This is a genomic window from Butyrivibrio sp. AE3003 (assembly GCF_000686065.1).
GTDB lineage: Bacteria > Bacillota > Clostridia > Lachnospirales > Lachnospiraceae > Butyrivibrio > Butyrivibrio hungatei_A.
In genome coordinates, this window is sequence record NZ_JMLX01000001.1 from 361,614 (window position 1) to 377,928 (window position 16,315).

The 16,315-nt window shown below is 42.0% G+C and carries 18 protein-coding genes; 12 read left to right on the forward strand and 6 right to left on the reverse strand.

The features are described from left to right. Positions 1–59: 59 nt before the first annotated feature. From CD00_RS16825 to CD00_RS16835, 5 genes are all read left to right on the forward strand, one after another. Positions 60–1,175 carry a DUF1385 domain-containing protein gene (locus CD00_RS16825; RefSeq protein WP_081670724.1) on the forward strand — a complete coding sequence of 372 codons (1,116 nt, stop codon included), beginning with the start codon at positions 60–62 and terminating at the stop codon, positions 1,173–1,175. A gap of 24 nt (positions 1,176–1,199) precedes the next feature. Next, complete coding sequence (gene prmC, locus CD00_RS16830; protein WP_051594044.1) at positions 1,200–1,919, forward strand: peptide chain release factor N(5)-glutamine methyltransferase; 720 nt, start codon at positions 1,200–1,202, stop codon at positions 1,917–1,919. Next, entirely contained in the window at positions 1,906–2,043 is a 138-nt protein-coding gene (locus CD00_RS20495; protein ID WP_242838903.1) for a hypothetical protein, read from the forward strand. Before prmC ends, CD00_RS20495 begins: the two co-directional genes overlap by 14 nt. Before the next feature lie 63 nt (positions 2,044–2,106). Next, positions 2,107–3,177 carry a peptide chain release factor 1 gene (gene prfA, locus CD00_RS0101830; RefSeq protein WP_026654343.1) on the forward strand — a complete coding sequence of 357 codons (1,071 nt, stop codon included), beginning with the start codon at positions 2,107–2,109 and terminating at the stop codon, positions 3,175–3,177. A 94-nt stretch (positions 3,178–3,271) separates the two neighbouring features. Next, positions 3,272–3,643, forward strand: a complete 372-nt coding sequence (locus tag CD00_RS16835) for an Hpt domain-containing protein (protein WP_051199203.1) — start codon at positions 3,272–3,274, stop codon at positions 3,641–3,643. Here CD00_RS16835 and CD00_RS0101840 read toward each other — a convergent pair. Next, on the reverse strand, positions 3,638–4,138 hold the full coding sequence (locus CD00_RS0101840; protein WP_026654344.1) for a DUF5721 family protein: 501 nt from the start codon (positions 4,136–4,138) through the stop codon (positions 3,638–3,640). The two genes, CD00_RS16835 and CD00_RS0101840, sit on opposite strands and share 6 nt — an antisense overlap. A 208-nt stretch (positions 4,139–4,346) precedes the next feature. Between CD00_RS0101840 and CD00_RS0101845 the strand changes: the two genes are divergently transcribed. Next, positions 4,347–5,372, forward strand: coding sequence for a substrate-binding domain-containing protein (locus CD00_RS0101845; protein ID WP_026654345.1), 1,026 nt, complete (start codon positions 4,347–4,349; stop codon positions 5,370–5,372). 84 nt (positions 5,373–5,456) lie between these two features. On the opposite strand, the gene CD00_RS0101850 is transcribed toward CD00_RS0101845, so the two are convergent. From CD00_RS0101850 to CD00_RS0101870, 5 genes are all read right to left on the reverse strand, one after another. Continuing rightward, positions 5,457–6,293, reverse strand: coding sequence for a DegV family protein (locus CD00_RS0101850; protein WP_026654347.1), 837 nt, complete (start codon positions 6,291–6,293; stop codon positions 5,457–5,459). A 283-nt stretch (positions 6,294–6,576) separates the two neighbouring features. Next, a complete protein-coding gene (locus CD00_RS0101855) occupies positions 6,577–6,885 on the reverse strand; it encodes a hypothetical protein (RefSeq protein WP_026654348.1) in 309 nt (102 codons plus the stop codon). Between the two features lie 186 nt (positions 6,886–7,071). Continuing rightward, entirely contained in the window at positions 7,072–7,800 is a 729-nt protein-coding gene (locus tag CD00_RS0101860; protein ID WP_026654349.1) for a response regulator, read from the reverse strand. A gap of 47 nt (positions 7,801–7,847) precedes the next feature. Beyond that, entirely contained in the window at positions 7,848–8,141 is a 294-nt protein-coding gene (locus CD00_RS0101865) for a DUF1294 domain-containing protein (protein ID WP_026654350.1), read from the reverse strand. Positions 8,142–8,144: 3 nt separating this feature from the next. Continuing rightward, on the reverse strand, positions 8,145–9,368 hold the full coding sequence (locus CD00_RS0101870; RefSeq protein ID WP_026513111.1) for an argininosuccinate synthase: 1,224 nt from the start codon (positions 9,366–9,368) through the stop codon (positions 8,145–8,147). 255 nt (positions 9,369–9,623) lie between these two features. Here CD00_RS0101870 and argC point away from each other — a divergent pair, with 255 nt between their 5' ends. The 6 genes from argC (at position 9,624) to CD00_RS0101900 (ending at position 16,242) form a co-directional block, all read left to right on the forward strand. Continuing rightward, positions 9,624–10,676: an N-acetyl-gamma-glutamyl-phosphate reductase gene (argC, locus tag CD00_RS0101875; RefSeq protein WP_026654351.1), complete on the forward strand. Its 1,053-nt coding sequence runs from the start codon at positions 9,624–9,626 to the stop codon at positions 10,674–10,676. A 30-nt stretch (positions 10,677–10,706) separates the two neighbouring features. After that, positions 10,707–11,150 (forward strand): GNAT family N-acetyltransferase, encoded by a 444-nt coding sequence (locus CD00_RS0101880; protein WP_026654352.1) that lies wholly within the window; start codon positions 10,707–10,709, stop codon positions 11,148–11,150. 15 nt (positions 11,151–11,165) lie between these two features. Continuing rightward, positions 11,166–12,389 carry a bifunctional glutamate N-acetyltransferase/amino-acid acetyltransferase ArgJ gene (gene argJ, locus CD00_RS0101885; RefSeq protein WP_026654353.1) on the forward strand — a complete coding sequence of 408 codons (1,224 nt, stop codon included), beginning with the start codon at positions 11,166–11,168 and terminating at the stop codon, positions 12,387–12,389. Between the two features lie 4 nt (positions 12,390–12,393). Next, positions 12,394–13,290 carry an acetylglutamate kinase gene (gene argB / locus CD00_RS0101890; RefSeq protein ID WP_026654354.1) on the forward strand — a complete coding sequence of 299 codons (897 nt, stop codon included), beginning with the start codon at positions 12,394–12,396 and terminating at the stop codon, positions 13,288–13,290. 64 nt (positions 13,291–13,354) lie between these two features. Beyond that, positions 13,355–14,554, forward strand: a complete 1,200-nt coding sequence (locus tag CD00_RS0101895; protein WP_242827229.1) for an aspartate aminotransferase family protein — start codon at positions 13,355–13,357, stop codon at positions 14,552–14,554. Further along, positions 14,551–16,242, forward strand: a complete 1,692-nt coding sequence (locus CD00_RS0101900; RefSeq protein ID WP_026654357.1) for a hypothetical protein — start codon at positions 14,551–14,553, stop codon at positions 16,240–16,242. Before CD00_RS0101895 ends, CD00_RS0101900 begins: the two co-directional genes overlap by 4 nt. Positions 16,243–16,315: the final 73 nt, after the last annotated feature.

Consider the following 16,315-nt stretch of genomic DNA (forward strand, 5'->3'; position numbering starts at 1 on the left):
AAGTAAAAAAGAGAGGTTGAGGCTATGGCCTCAACCTTTTTTAAATAGTGAGGTGAAAGATGAAGAAACACAAGATAGATCACTATTCCGGAATTGGCGGACAGGCGGTTCTTGAAGGCGTTATGATGCGTAATAAGGATATGTACGCTGTTGCAGTCAGAAAGCCTGACGGAGATATAGCTGTTGAGATAGACGAGTTTCACGGAGTGGCTTATGGTAGTAAGCTTCTGAATATTCCTTTTATCAGAGGAGTGTTTGTGTTTATAGATTCACTTATGTTGGGCATTAAGGTGTTGACTTATTCATCATCTTTTTATGAGGAATTGCCCCAGAAGCCATCCAAATTTGACGAGGAGCTTGACAAGGTGTCGAGCGGACATGAAGACAGTGTGCTTATGATTTTGACTACAGTGGCTTCTTTTGTCCTTGCTATTGCTCTTTTCATGGTGCTTCCTTATGTGCTTTCGGAGCTTTTTATCGGAAGATATATCAGAAATGCGTCTCTTACAGCCATTATCGAAGGTGTTTTGAGAATTCTGATCTTTATCATTTATATATTGATAATATCGGGAATGAAGGATATCAAGAGGCTTTTCAGGTACCACGGTGCAGAGCATAAGTGCATCAACTGCATTGAAAAAGGTAAGCCCCTCACTCCCGAGAACGTAAAAAAGAGTTCAAGACTTCACAAAAGATGCGGAAGTAGTTTTATTCTCTTTGTTATGTTCGTAAGTATTGTTGTATTTTTCTTTATCAGAGTTGATTCCGTTATATTTAAGGTTTTACTCAGAATATTGCTTATTCCTGTTATTTCAGGTATTTCGTATGAGATAATCAGGCTTGCGGGCAGAAGCAACTTTATTCTTATCAGAATAATCTCAGCGCCCGGGTTCTGGCTTCAGAGACTTACGACCAAGGAGCCGAACGATGCAATGATTGAGGTTGCGATCAAGTCTGTAGAGGCTGTATTTGACTGGAAACAGTTCCTTATGGACTCTTTTGGCTACGATGTTGACGGCGGAGAATACAATGAAGTTGAGGCTCCCGCAAAGAAACAGAGTAAGAGAGAAGCTACAAGAGAGCTTTACGAGCGTAAGAGAGAAGAAACCAAAGAACTTACCAGAGAGATGAAGGTTCGTGAACGCTCAAGAAAACGCGACGAATACGACGATTGATGATAAAAAGACATTAAAAAGTATATGAATTATAAAGATTGTTTGGAAAAAGGAACAGAGAATCTTGAAAGAGCCGGAATCACAGAAGCTAAGCTTGATGCCCGGCTCCTTTTAGAATATGTATGTAAAACGGATCACAGCACTCTTTTTGCACATCCGGACAGGGCTGTGACAGATGGCGAAGAGAAACTCTATGATGAGTTTATTGCAAGAAGGGTAAAGAGAGAGCCAGTTGCCTATATTCTTGGGAATATGGGATTTATGGGGCTTTCTTTTGATGTGTCGAGAGATGTCCTTATACCTGAGCAGGATACTGAGATTCTTGTTGAAGAGACGCTCAGGTTTTGCGAAGACAAGATGAGAGTTCTTGATCTTTGCACGGGATCGGGATGCATAGCGCTTAGCATTTTGAATTATACAAATGAGACAAAGGCTCTTTGCACCGATATTTCGGAGAAGGCGATTTCTGTAGCAAAGAAAAATGCTGAGAAACTCGGGCTTTCCGATAGGGCAGAGATTGTTTTGACAGATCTTTTCCCCGGAAAAGAAGTGGGTAAATTTGATATATTGGTTTCAAATCCGCCTTATATAAGGACTGACGTTATAGAAAGTCTTGCTCCGGAAGTAAGGGATTATGAGCCAAGGCTTGCTCTTGACGGTTCGGAGGACGGGCTTGTCTTTTACAGGAGAATTGCTGAAGAAGCAGGAGAATACCTGTACTCGGGAGCCTATGTTTTTTCTTGAGATAGGATACGACCAGGGAGATGAGGTAAAAGAGCTCCTTGAAAAGCAGGGCAAGTATCATGATATTGAGGTTATAAAGGACTATAGCGGAAACGACAGAGTAGTTCGTGCGTGTTACTACTAAGTTGCCGGAAGATGCGGGGAGTGTCGTTTTTTACATAGCATTGACAGAAAAAGCAGGTAGATTATGTTTGACAGATTGGAAGATATTTTAAGAAGATACGAAGATATTACGATGGAACTTAATAATCCGGATGTTATTTCGGATCAGAACAGGTTCAGAGCTCTTATGAAAGAGCAAAAGAGCCTCGATGCCCTGGTTGAGTGCTATCGCGAGTATAAAAAGTGCAAGGAGACCATAGAGGAGAGTCTTTCTCTTCTTGAAGAGGAGTCCGATCCGGAGATGAAGGAAATGCTTAAGGAAGAGCTTGCTGATGCAAAGAGTATGATTCCTTCATACGAGGAGAAACTTAAGATACTTCTTTTGCCCAAGGATCCTAATGATGACAAGAACGTTATCGTAGAGATACGTGCGGGTGTGGGAGGCGACGAGGCGGCACTTTTTGCGGCAGATATGTACAGGGTTTACACACGTTATGCCGAGAGACAGAACTGGCGGGTTGAGACAATGAGCGTGGAAGATATAGGAATAGGTGGTATTAAGGCGGTAAGCTTTATGATCAAGGGCGCCGGCGCTTATTCGAGGCTTAAGTTCGAGAGCGGCGTTCACAGAGTTCAGAGAATTCCTGCTACAGAGTCGGGCGGAAGAATACATACATCGGCTATTACAGTTGCGATCATGCCTGAAGTTGAGGACGTTGAAGTTGAGATTGATATGAATGACTGCAAATTCGATGTTTTCAGAGCATCTGGTAACGGCGGACAGTGCGTAAATACTACGGATTCAGCCGTAAGACTTACACATTTCCCTACGGGTATAGTTATTTCATGTCAGGATGAAAAGAGCCAGCAGCAGAACAAGGCTAAGGCTTTAAAGGTCCTTAGGGCAAAGCTCTATGAGATGGAACAGGCAAAGCAGCACGAAGATGCGGCTGAACTTAGAAGAAGCCAGGTGGGAAGCGGAGACAGGTCTGAGAAGATAAGGACTTACAACTTCCATCAGGGACGAGTGACGGACCACAGAATAAATTTAACTCTTTATAAGATCGATCAGATAATGGACGGAGATATCGATGAACTTATCGATTCACTTATAGCCGCAGATCAGGCGGAAAAGCTTTCTACAATGGAGAATTGAAGCTAATCCGCAGTGCTGATGGATAGCCTTGCTGTTAAAGATTTTATAGTGTAAAATTACACTGTAGAACGTTAATTTTTGTGAGGTATTATAAATGGATGCTGCTTTTAAAGAAGAACTGATTGGCTGGGGGGTTGATTGGGAAGATGTCCACAATCGGTTTATGGGCAACGAGGATCTTATTGCTAAGTTTATGATCAGATTTCTTGGCGATCCGAGTATGGCCAGCCTTTCCAAGTATTTGGGAGAGGAGAATGTTTCCGAAGCGTTTAAGGCGGTTCATGCACTTAAAGGAGTAAGTGCAAACCTTGGGCTTAAAGGTTTTTATTCTCAGGTTTATAATCTTACGGAGATTCTAAGAGCGGGATCTATGGAAGGATATGAGCCGTATTACGACCATATAAAACTTAAATACGACGATCTGATAGGGATACTCAGGAAATATCAAAGCAGCTGCGCATCATAATAATTGATTATCTATTCCACATGATTCAAGAAAGCTTGGGAAGTAATTGTCCCAGGCTTTTTCTGCGCTCTTATCAAGGGTGAATGTGCTGTATGCGGTTCCTGTGGTCAATATAAGCTCGTTATTTGCGAATTTGATATTTATCCCCAGATTTAGCATGGAAGGGTCTAAATCGCTCTCAGATTTGCTTATAACGGTTTCTTTTGTGAAGCTATCCGCATGGAGAATAAATTTAAAGCTGATCGGAGTTCTTTTACCCTTTATGAGATTCAGGCAGATGGGACGAAGTTCCGACCAAAGGGAAAAAGAACGGTTGTTATTATTAACGGTTTCGTCTTGTACGCCCGCATAAAATTCTTTATTTATATGTCCGTCGATTGAAAAAGTATTGAAAGTCTCAATCGTGACTTCTTCGACATCGAAATTGTCGAAAACCTCAGTTGTGAGGAGCTTTTCCATGAATATTTTTATATTGTTTATCTTGAGAGCTATCATAGTTTCTCCTTAATATTAATTCATCACAGAAAAAATTATATGATAAATATAGCTATTTGTGTGGATTTTTTTTATGAATTAAATAATGCGGATTTTATGGGCATGGCAACTACTTAAATGAAGATTAATTAGGATAATTTAAATTTGTTGTATATTTTTGTGAAGATATACGTTATACTATAAAAAAATGTCTAAAAAGAGGGACAATATGGCAAAGACAGTTAGACTTAAGGACATTGCTGAAAAGATTGGGGTTAGCACTGTCACAGTATCAAAAGCATTATCAGGACAGAAGGGCATGAGCGACGAACTCAGAGAGAAAATTCATGCTCTTGCAAATGAGATGGGATATATCCCGTCTATTTCTCGTAAGGTAGACATCTTTAGTAAGAGTTATACTATCGGTCTTCTTATTTCTGAAGATAATATGACTGAATACAGTTCTTACTATACAAAGATGCACCAGAAAGTTTCTCAGATCGCTATGGAGATGGGATGTTTTACCATGCTCGAGGTGGTATCTGAGCAGAGCGAGAAGAAAAAGAATTTCCCGCGTATCATTGCGGACAAGAAGGTTGACGGTATCATTGTTATCGGAAGATTAAGCGGAGAGTATCTTACTTCTATCAGAGAGAACTTCTCCATTCCAATGATATATCTTGATTTCTGCAACCACACAGGAGATGAGGATGCTGTAGTGGCCGACAGCTTCCACGGTGCATATCTTCTTACAAATCATCTCTTTGATATGGGACACACATCTATCGCGTTTGTGGGAACCATAATGGCAGAGGGAAATATTACAGACAGATATCTTGGCTATGTTAAGTCATTACTTGAGCACAGTCATCCTGTCAGAAAAGACTGGGTAATTCCCGACAGGGATCTCAGCACAGGTGAGATGGATTATAACAGATTTTTCAAGCTTCCGGAGGAAATGCCTTCAGCTTTCTTCTGTAATTGCGATGTATCTGCAAGTATGCTTATTAAGCGCCTTAATGAAAAGGGATATAAAGTTCCGGATGATATTTCCGTAGCCGGATATGACAACTACATCTTCCCCGGACTTTGTGATATCAAGCTCACAACATTTGAGGTTGATACTTACGAAATGGGAAGAAACGCAATCTACAATCTTATCCGTAAGATCGGAGGAGAACGTTACAGACAGGGCGTCATGATCCTTGAAGGACATATGGTTCTCGGAGATAGTGTAAAAGACTTAAATGCATAATGATATTTGAAAAAATAAGACCATCGGTTCGTTTGAATCGATGGTCATTTTTCTTAGGCATAATGCTGATTTTTGAAAAAGAGATCAGCAAGTAACGATTATACCGCCGTCTGCCGCATATGTGGAAGAAAGCCCTGCCGTATCAACTATATGTGCATCTTTAAACGGTACTTTTTTAAGGATCATATCCTTAACAACAGCTGCTCTTTCAAAGCAGTTTACGTTTGATATCATAAGGGTCTTGGTCTCGGGATTTTTTACCTCGGCAGCGATGAGCTCAGTCATTTTGACAAGAGCTTTTTTCATGCCGATTCCCTGGCTCTTTTGAAGTATCTCGCCCTTAACACCGTGGCACACAGGTTTAATATTAAGCGTTGAAGCTACAAGAGCCTTCATTCCTGTGAGTCTGCCGTTTTTTCTAAGTGTCTCAAGTGAATCAAGAACGAAATATGTGAGCATCTCATCACGATATGCTTCAACTTTTTCTACGACTTCGTTAAAAGGAAGTCCTGCTTCGGCAAGCTCTATAATCTTAAGAGCGATATTGCCTTCTCCGCAACTTGCGGACATTGAATCGAATATATGAATATTCTTTTCTCCAACTTCTTCGTGATACAGGTTCTTTCCAAGAAGAGCACTGTTATAACTTCCGCTGAGCTTGGATGTAAGTGTTACAACATATACATCATCAGCGTCTGTTTTGTACGCATTCATATAAAGATCGGGCGAAGGGCATGCTGTTTTAGGACAATCCTCAGAAGCTGCCACAAGCTCCAAATACTCTTTCTGGTTAAATGTATCATCATCAACGATCACGTGACCATCAACCTGCATAATGAGAGGAACGAACTCAAAACGAGAGTCCTTTCTATACTCAATAGGAAGATCACATCCGCTGTCTACAACTATTTTATAACTCATAAATCCTCCAAAAGCGTTAATAAACGTAGTTTTTGATACTACATACTGTATCATACCACGTATAAAATTCTCAGTAAAGCTCACTTTGGCATATGCAGGCCGCAGCCTCTGCGTGGACCACCCGGAGTAGCCTCTGCCCGCCGCCCTCCGCAGATGTATATTCGCGCTGTTCCTCCGCTTGATTTCACGGGCTTCGGTTTCAGGCCTGAAATTCTATCGGCTCAAAACTCCACTCGGTTCTCAGGAAATAGGGGGCCTGTCAGTTTATGTTTTTGAGCGATTATCACGGAGGCCACATTTTCATGCGGTTCCGACCGTTTTTAACGCGCATGCGGAGGCGTTGTTTGAGCTGCCCGTTGCCTTTATCAGAATTGACATAGCCCGCATACGCGGGCATATAAAAATAGCCAAAACCATCTCTGCAAGCTAAATAGTTTGCGAGAGTGGTTTTGGCTATTTTTATAGCTGCAAAGCAGCGTATGTCAATTCTGATAAAGGCAACGGACAGCGAGTTTAGCCGATGAATGCGCATTAAAATAAAAGCGGTAGGAACCGCATGAAAATGTGAGATGGAGTGATTGCTCAAAAACATAAACTGACAGGCCCCCTATTTCCTGAGAACCGAATGTCAAACAGTGAGCCTCAAAGCAGAATTTCAGACCCGAAACCGAAGCCTGTGAAATCTAAGCTCCCTCACAATGCGCGAATATACATCTGCGGAGGGCGGCGGGCAGAGGCTACTCCGGGGGGCCACACAGAGCCTGCGGCCGGTCGCCGGTCAGCTGTGCTTTTGGGAATCGGCTATGGCCTGCTTAACCATTTTGGAGTAGTAGAAGGCTACGAAAAAAGATACTCCGTTGTCCATTGTGATGTGGAGGGGAGAGCTCTTTTTTACGTGGTTGATGTTTATGATGCCGTCGTTGGAGACGGGACAAATCTGAGGAAATATGGAGCATTGGTCGTAGAAATTGAAGACTGAACTAACGAAAGTGATAGTGCGACCGTCTGCGAGATATACAAGGAGGTTTTCACCTTTTCTTTTGGCACATACGATATCATCGCCTGATGCGTAGATGGTTTCCTCGTGATAGCGAAGCTCCAGTGTTGAAGGCGGTGCAATTCTTTCAGCTACGATCTTATCGACGAGAGTTGTGAGTTCGTCAACTTTGATAGGTTTGTCGAGAAAATATAGATTGTCTGCTTGGAGATTTTCATCCTGGGCGAGCTTACGATAATCAATAGAAGAGCAGCACAAAATAATAGGCTTGGTGATGCCGATGTCAAGTAGTGTTTTGGCAATCACAAAACCGTTTGTCTCATCTAAAGTCATATCTATGAAAAGAGCTTGATACATCTGAGGTCTGATCATAAAAGCTTCTTTGTTTCCGAAAGAATCTATGTAGACCTGTTCGCCGGATTCTTTTAGAACCCTTTCGGCCTGCCTTTTAAGCAGCCTTTCCGACTGTTTTCTGTCAGCGATGTTATCATCACATATTGCAAAATACATAATTACAAAACCTTTCGTCTTTTACAAAAAATATTTTTTCCATATTATCATATAAAACTAAAATGTAATGGAGATAAACGTAAAAGAACAATAAAAAGAATCTGCACAAAGATAATAACCGGTATGCCGATCTTGAATGTCATGTGTTTGGTCTTATGCCTGAAAGTATACATTCCGATAAGTGTTCCGATACTTCCGCCTATTATTGAAAATGCAAAAAGGGTTGCCTCAGGAATGCGAAAGGCGTTTTTACGCGCCCTTCGCTTGTCATTTCCCATTAAGGCAAACCCTATAATGTTTACTGCTATGATATAAACGGTCAATAAAGAAAGTGAATCCATAAATTATTTGTTGTTGGCTACTTCCTGCATCTTCATGGCGCGAACCTTTGAAGAGAGACCGAAGAGGTTGATGAATCCCTCAGCATCGTGGTGGTCGTAAAGGTCACCTGTCTTGAATGATGCGATGCTCTCGTTGTAGAGAGAGTAGGGTGACTTGGTACCTGCCTTGATGATGTTGCCCTTGTAGAGCTTGAATGTAACTTCACCGGTTACATACTTCTGAGTTGACTCGATAAATGCCTGCTCGGCTTCACGAAGAGGAGTAAACCATTTCCCTTCATATACTATGTCGGCAAACTTGTTGCCCATGTCTTTCTTCATTGTATAGGTATCACGGTCTAAAATCAACTCTTCGAGCTGCTGATGTGCTTCGTAAAGGATTGTTCCGCCGGGTGTCTCGTATACACCACGTGACTTCATGCCTACTACACGGTTCTCGACGATGTCAACGATACCGATACCGTTTTCGCCGCCAAGTTTGTTGAGTGTGCGGATGATGTCTGAAACCTTCATTTCCTTGCCGTTAACTGACTTGGGCACACCTGCCTCGAATGTCATTGTAACTGTTGTAGGAACATCGGGAGCATCTTCGGGAGTTTTGCCGAGCACAAGAAGATGCTTGTAATTGGGCTCAAGAGCGGGATCTTCGAGCTCAAGTCCCTCGTGTGATATATGCCAAAGGTTTCTGTCACGGCTGTAGCTTGAATCAGCTGAGAAAGGAAGGTTAATTCCGTGCTGTCTGCAGTATTCAATCTCTGACTCACGAGAATCCATTGTCCACTTGTCGTTTCTCCAAGCTGCAATGATCTTGATGTCGGGAGCAAGAGCCTTGATACCGAGCTCAAAACGAATCTGGTCGTTTCCTTTTCCTGTAGCACCGTGGCAGATAGCAACAGCGCCTTCTTTTCTTGCAACTTCAACGAGCTTCTTAGCGATAAGAGGACGAGCCATAGAAGTTCCGAGAAGGTACTTGTTCTCGTATACGGCATGAGCCTGAACGCAAGGAACTACGTATTCATCGCAGAACTCATCAACAACATCAAGGATGTAGAGCTTGCTTGCACCGCAGCTTACAGCTCTTTCTTCAAGTCCGTCAAGTTCTTCTTCCTGACCGCAGTCGATACAAACGCATACTACTTCGTAATCAAAATTCTCTTTAAGCCACGGAATGATAGCAGTTGTATCAAGTCCGCCTGAATAAGCCAAAATAACCTTTTCTTTTGCCATGTTATTCCCTTTCTTCCACGTAAAATGGTAACTTTATTTATTCGAATTTCTTAATTCCACTTACCATAATATACTCTCGGAAAAAATAAAATGCAACACTAAAATGAATAAATATTAAATAATTCAACAAAAACTGCATAAATATTAAAAATGGGTTGCATAATTTTTTGGAGGGTGTATACTGAAAAAAGTTTATATGCCTAAATATTTATAATGAAAGTTCATTTAATGTAAAAACTGCGAGGTTGAATAAAAATGATTAAAGTCGGAATAATCGGTGCCACCGGATATGCAGGGGCAGAAATCGTAAGACTCATACAGGGACATCCCGAAGCTGAAGTTGTATGGTACGGCTCCAGAAGTTATGTGGATGAGAAGTACAGCAGTATATATGGAAACTTCTTTGATTTAGTAGATGCAAAATGTATGGATGACAATATGGAAGAACTTGCAAATCAAGTTGATGTCATCTTTACAGCAACTCCCCAGGGACTTTGCGCATCACTTGTTAATGAAGACATATTAAATAAGGTTAAGGTCATCGATCTTTCCGCTGATTTTAGATTAAAAGATGTTTCAGTATACGAAAAATGGTATAAAATAGAGCATAAAGCGCCACAGTTCATTGACGAAGCGGTTTACGGACTTTGCGAGATAAACAGGGATAAGATAAAGGGAGCGAGACTTATCGCAAATCCGGGATGTTATACGACATGCTCGATACTTACGGCATATCCTCTTGTAAAAGAAGGACTTATCGATCCGTCAACTCTTATAGTTGATGCACTCAGCGGGGTTTCGGGCGCAGGAAGAGGCGCAAAGGTTGCAAATCTCTACTGCGAAGTAAATGAGAGCTGCAAGCCTTACGGTGTCACAAGTCACAGACATACACCCGAGATCGAGGAGCAGCTTAGCTACGCAGCGGGAAAAGATATAGTGATAAATTTCACACCTCACCTTGTTCCGATGAACAGAGGAATCCTTGCTACGGAATATGCTTCTCTTAAGGAAAAGAACGGTAAGCTTCCGACAGCTGAAGATATCAGGGCAGCATATGAAAAGTATTATAAGGATGAGTTCTTTATAAGACTTCTCGGAGACGGCGTTTGTCCTGAGACAAGATGGGTCGAAAACGCAAATTTCGTCGATATCGGATTTAAGATTGATGAGCGCACGGGAAGAGTGATCATGATGGGTGCGCTTGACAATATGGTTAAGGGAGCCGCAGGACAGGCTGTTCAGAATATGAACATTCTCTTTGGACTAAAAGAAACTACGGGACTTGAGTTTGCACCCAGCTTCCCGTAATAGAATACAGAAAGATAACAGGTGATATGAATGGTTCGTGCAATGACAATGGATGATTATGATGAAGTCTATGCTCTGTGGATGTCAATCCACGGCTTTGGAATAAGATCGATAGATGATTCCAGAGAGGGAATAGAGAGATTTATAAAAAGAAATCCGGGACTCAGCGCAGTTGACATAGAAGATAACAAGATAGTCGGCGCGATCCTCTGCGGACATGACGGCAGAAGAGCTTGTTTTTATCATGTTTGCGTGAGCGAAGAGTACAGAATGCACGGAATCGGTAAAAAGATGGTTCTTTTTTGCTACGAGGCACTTAAGAAAGAAAAGATCAACAAGGTGTGCTTAAATGCTTTTGTGACAAATACGGTCGGAAACAAGTTCTGGCAGAAGATGGGCTGGACACTTAGAGATGACATGAACTATTACGACCATGCTTTAAACGAAGAAAATCTTACAATCTTTAACAAATGATAATGGAGAAGAGATATGGAAGTTATTAAAGGCGGAGTTACGGCTGCAGAAGGTTTTAAGGCTGCAAGCTGCGAAGCAAACATCAAGTACAAAGACAGAACGGATATGGCTTTTGTTTATTCGGAAGCACCTTGCGTGTGTGCGGGAACTTTTACAAGTAATGTTGTAAAGGCCGCATGTGTTCAGTGGGACAAGCAGATAGTTGATTCGGGAAAGCCCATGCAGGCTGTTGTCATTAATTCGGGAATAGCCAATGCATGTACGGGAAAAGAGGGCTTTGATGCCTGCGAAGCTACGGCAAAAGCTGTAGAAAAGAGCCTCGGCGTGGACTACGAAACAGTTGCCGTTGCATCTACCGGAGTTATCGGAATGCAGCTTCCTGTAGATAAGCTTGTTGCCGGAGTTGAGAAAATGAGCAAGACTCTGGACGGAAGCATAGAAGCCGGAACCGATGCGTCAAAGGCAATAATGACAACCGATACCGTAAATAAGGAAGTAGCGGTTTCTTTTGAAATTGCGGGTAAAAAAGTGACTCTCGGCGGAATGAGCAAGGGCTCCGGAATGATCCATCCAAACATGTGCACGATGCTCGCATTTCTTACTACGGACGTTGTTATTGAAAAGAGTCTTTTGCAGGACGCGGTCAGCGAAGTTGTTTCAGATACGTTCAATATGATTACGGTTGACGGCGATACATCTACGAACGATACGCTTCTTTGCATGGCTAACGGCAAGGCCGGAAATGACGTTATAAAAGATAAGAATGATGACTATGAGACCTTTAAGAATGCTCTTTTCTATGTCTGCGAGTTCCTTGCCAGGAAGATGGCGGCAGACGGAGAGGGCGCGAGCAAGCTCTTTGAAGCAAAAGTTGTAAATGCAAAGACTAAGGAAGATGCGAGAACTCTTTCAAGAGCGATTGTAGGATCCAACCTTTCAAAAGCAGCAATCTTTGGCTGCGATGCGAATTTCGGAAGATTTTTATGCGCTATGGGATATTCGGGAGCGCAGTTTGATCAGAACGATGTTGAGCTCTTCTTTGAGAGCAAGGCCGGAAGAATTGAAGTGTTCCATAAGGGAACTCCGCTTGATTTCGACGAGGATGAAGCACTTAAGATCATGAAAGAAGAAACAGTCACGGTATTTGTGGATATGCACGAGGGGGATGCGCAGGCAACCGCGTGGGGATGTGACCTTACATACGATTATGTCAAGATAAATGCAGATTACAGGAGCTGAGAAAATGGATAAGGATATGCAGGATGTATTGAAAAGAGCGGAAGTACTTGTTGAGGCGCTTCCATATATTCAGAAATTCAACAGAAAGATCATAGTTGTTAAGTATGGCGGAAGTGCCATGAGCAACGAAGAACTCCAGAAGAATGTGATAACAGATGTTACGCTTCTTAAACTTGTAGGATTTAAGCCTATCATCGTTCACGGCGGCGGAAAGGCTATCAGCTCATGGGTTTCCAAGGTTGGAAAAGAAGCTGAGTTTGTAAACGGACTCAGAGTTACCGATGCAGAGACAATGGAAATTGCAGAGATGGTTCTTGGAAGAGTTAACAAGCAGCTTGTTACAATGGTTCAGGAACTTGGTGTTAAGGCTATCGGAATAAGCGGCAAGGATTCGGGACTTCTTCATGTGAAAAAGAAGCTTTCGGACGGAAAAGACATCGGATATGTCGGAGAAGTTGATTCTGTAGATCCCAAGATTCTTTTCGACCTTCTTGATAATGACTATCTTCCTATCATTGCGCCCATAGGACTTGATGATAATTTTGATACATATAATATAAATGCGGATGATGCGGCTTGCGCGATCGCTAAGGCTGTAGGTGCCAATAAGCTTGCATTCCTTACAGATATCGAAGGCGTTTACAAGGATATCAAGGATCCTTCATCCTTTATTTCAAGACTTACATGTTCTGAGGCGGATGAACTTATCGCTTCCGGAAATATCGGCGGCGGAATGCTTCCCAAACTCAACAACTGTACCGATGCCATCAGAAAAGGTGTTAATAACGTACATATCCTTGATGGAAGGATTCCTCATTGCATCCTGCTTGAGATCTTTACCAAAAAGGGTGTAGGAACCATGTTCATGGCTGACGATGACGCACTCACGCAAAATAGTTGATCTACAAAAAGCGGATATTACCGGTATTTACAAAAAATGGCTTAATTAGCAGGGAGAAGCGAAAATGAGTGAGACAATGAAAAATTACATAGAAGAGGCCGAGAAGGCACTGCTTCATACATATAACCGTTATCAGATCGTCCTCGACAGAGGAGAGGGCGTATATCTTTATGATATAGACGGGAAAAAATATCTTGATTTTGTATCGGGAATCGCTGTATTTGCCCTTGGTTACAACTACAAGGACTACAATGACACACTTAAGGCGCAGATAGACAAGATTCTTCATACGTCAAATTATTATTACAATGTGCCTGCCATCGAAGCTGCAAAGAAGATAAAGAAAGCTTCGGGCATGGACAGGGTATTTTTTACAAACAGCGGAGCGGAAGCTGTTGAAGGAGCTCTTAAGGCTGCAAGAAAATATGCGTTTCTTAAGGACGGCAAGACGGATCATGAGATCATTGCCATGAATCACTCATTCCACGGAAGGACATTCGGAGCACTTTCCGTTACGGGCAATCCTCATTATCGTGAGGCGTTTGAGCCTATGATCGGAAATATTAAGTTTGCCGATTTCAATGATTTTGAAAGTGTTCTTTCATGCGTGACGGACAAGACATGTGCGATCATCATGGAGACTGTTCAGGGAGAGGGCGGTATATATCCTGCAACCGAAGAATTCCTTACCAAAGTAAGGGCACTTTGCGATGAAAAAGATATACTTCTTATTCTCGATGAGATTCAGTGCGGAATGGGAAGAACAGGCTCAATGTTCGCATGGCAGAAATTCGGAGTAAAGCCTGATATCATGACAACAGCAAAGGCTTTGGGATGCGGAGTTCCGGTCGGTGCATTCCTTATGACCGAAAAAGTTGGGGCAAATTCTCTTGTTGCCGGAGATCATGGAACAACTTATGGCGGTAACCCGCTTGCTTGCGCAGCTGTTAATAAAGTTCTTGATTTATTTAACAATGACAATATAATAGAAAATGTGAATAAAGTGGCACCTTATCTCGAAAAGAGACTTGATGAGCTAAAGGATCGCTACGATTTCATAGTGGACAGAAGAGGTTCAGGTTTTATGCAGGGTCTTGTATTTAACAGACCTGTTGCGGATGTGATCAATATGGCTCTTGAAAACGGACTTATCTTGATAAATGCCGGAGCCGAGATCATCAGATTTGTTCCTTCTCTTGTCATAACCAAAGAAAATGTTGACGAGATGATCGACATTTTGGACTCATGTTTGGGGAAGATATGAAATTTGAAACCAAAATTATTTCTATAGTTCTAATATTATGCATGCTGGCGGGCGTTTTTGTTAATGCCCGTTCAGATGAAAGCATATTTGAAGAATTTTCTTTTTTTTCAAATAAGACAACTCTGAGACTGTGGTACACGGATGATGCGATCACTCCATACCTTCAGAGTATGGCGATCAAGTTTTCCGAGAAAAACAGGAATGTTCGTGTTGAGCCTAAGCTTGTTTCGGGAATGGAATATCTCGAAGAAATAAACAAGGCATCTGTTGAAGACAAGAACTTTCCCGATATTTTTGTTACCACAAACGATACTCTTGAGAAAGTTTATTGTGCCGGCCTTGCGCTTGAAGCCGATAATTCAGAAGGCTTTTTTAACAAGGTTCTTTTCCCGAAAGCGGCGCTTGATTCCGTAACATACAAAGGTAAATATGTAGCTTATCCTTTCTACTTTGAGACCAGTGCTCTTGTATATAACAAGACATATCTTGAGAATTATGCAAAAGAGCAGATGGAAAAGAAAAAGCAGGAAGAAGAATCCGTAGAGCAGGAACCTGCGCTTGAAGAAAGCAATGAGAATGCCGGTGAGGGTGATTCTTCCGAAAATGCCGAGGATACCGAAAAGGCAAACGAAGAGTCGAGTGAAGCTTCAAGTGAAGAGCCTTCGGATGAAGCCGGAGAGGAAAACAGCGGCGAAGGTGAAGAAGGAGAGGATTTAGAGGGTGAAGACGCCGAAGCTGAAGAGGTTCCGGAAGATGACGATTTCTCCACAGAAGCGGTTAACGAAGAAATCAATGATATTCTTTCTTCAGATTTCAAATCGATTCAGGATATCATCAATTTCTCACGTAAATACGAAGCTCCGGATAAGATCAAATCCATCTTGGAGTGGGATGTCAATGATATCTTTTATAACTATTTCTTCGTGGGCGCATATATGAATCTCGGTGGTGACGCCGGAGACAATATTAACGTAGAAAATATCGATCAGGATATAGCAATCTATAACGGTAACACTATCAGCTGTATGAAGGTTTATCAGCAGCTTAAGCAGTTCTTCGCTATTGATGCGAAAGAAATTTCTTATGATGATATGGCGACAAGATTCCTTAAGGGAGAGATCCTGTTCACCATTGCCACAACCGATATTTTCAAAAAGTATGACGAAATTAAGGTTGAAGATCCGTTGTCAATTACTGCCGATGGTGGTGAACTTTATGAGTTTGCCGTAGCTCCCGCTGTACCGGAGCTTCCCAACGGACTTAAGACAAGAACCATGTCTGTTACGAACTGTCTTGTTGTTAACGGATATTCGGAGCATCCGGATGTTGCGGAAGACTTTGCAAGAATGATCTGCATGGATGAAAAAGATGATATTTACAAAATGTCACATAAACTTGCAGCGCATTACGGAATTGATTACGGACACGACGGAATCAATAAGTTCGTAGATATTTATGCCGATTCGGTTTCCATGCCCAAGACTATTCAGACAAGTAATTTCTGGATGGAGCTTGAGATTGCTTTTGCGAAGATCTGGGATGATGAGGATGCGGATTGTAACGCCATACTTAAAGAATTGTCCGAGAGTATCAAAACTCAGGTAATGGGGCAGGAATATCATGATCAGGTTATCCAGGATCCGATTGATCAACCTATTACAGCCGGACTTTCCGAAGAAGGCGATTAACGAATGTTAAATTAGCTTGATAAATTACTTAATATATACTAGAATAAAGATTGCATGGCGGGGACCTCTGTAA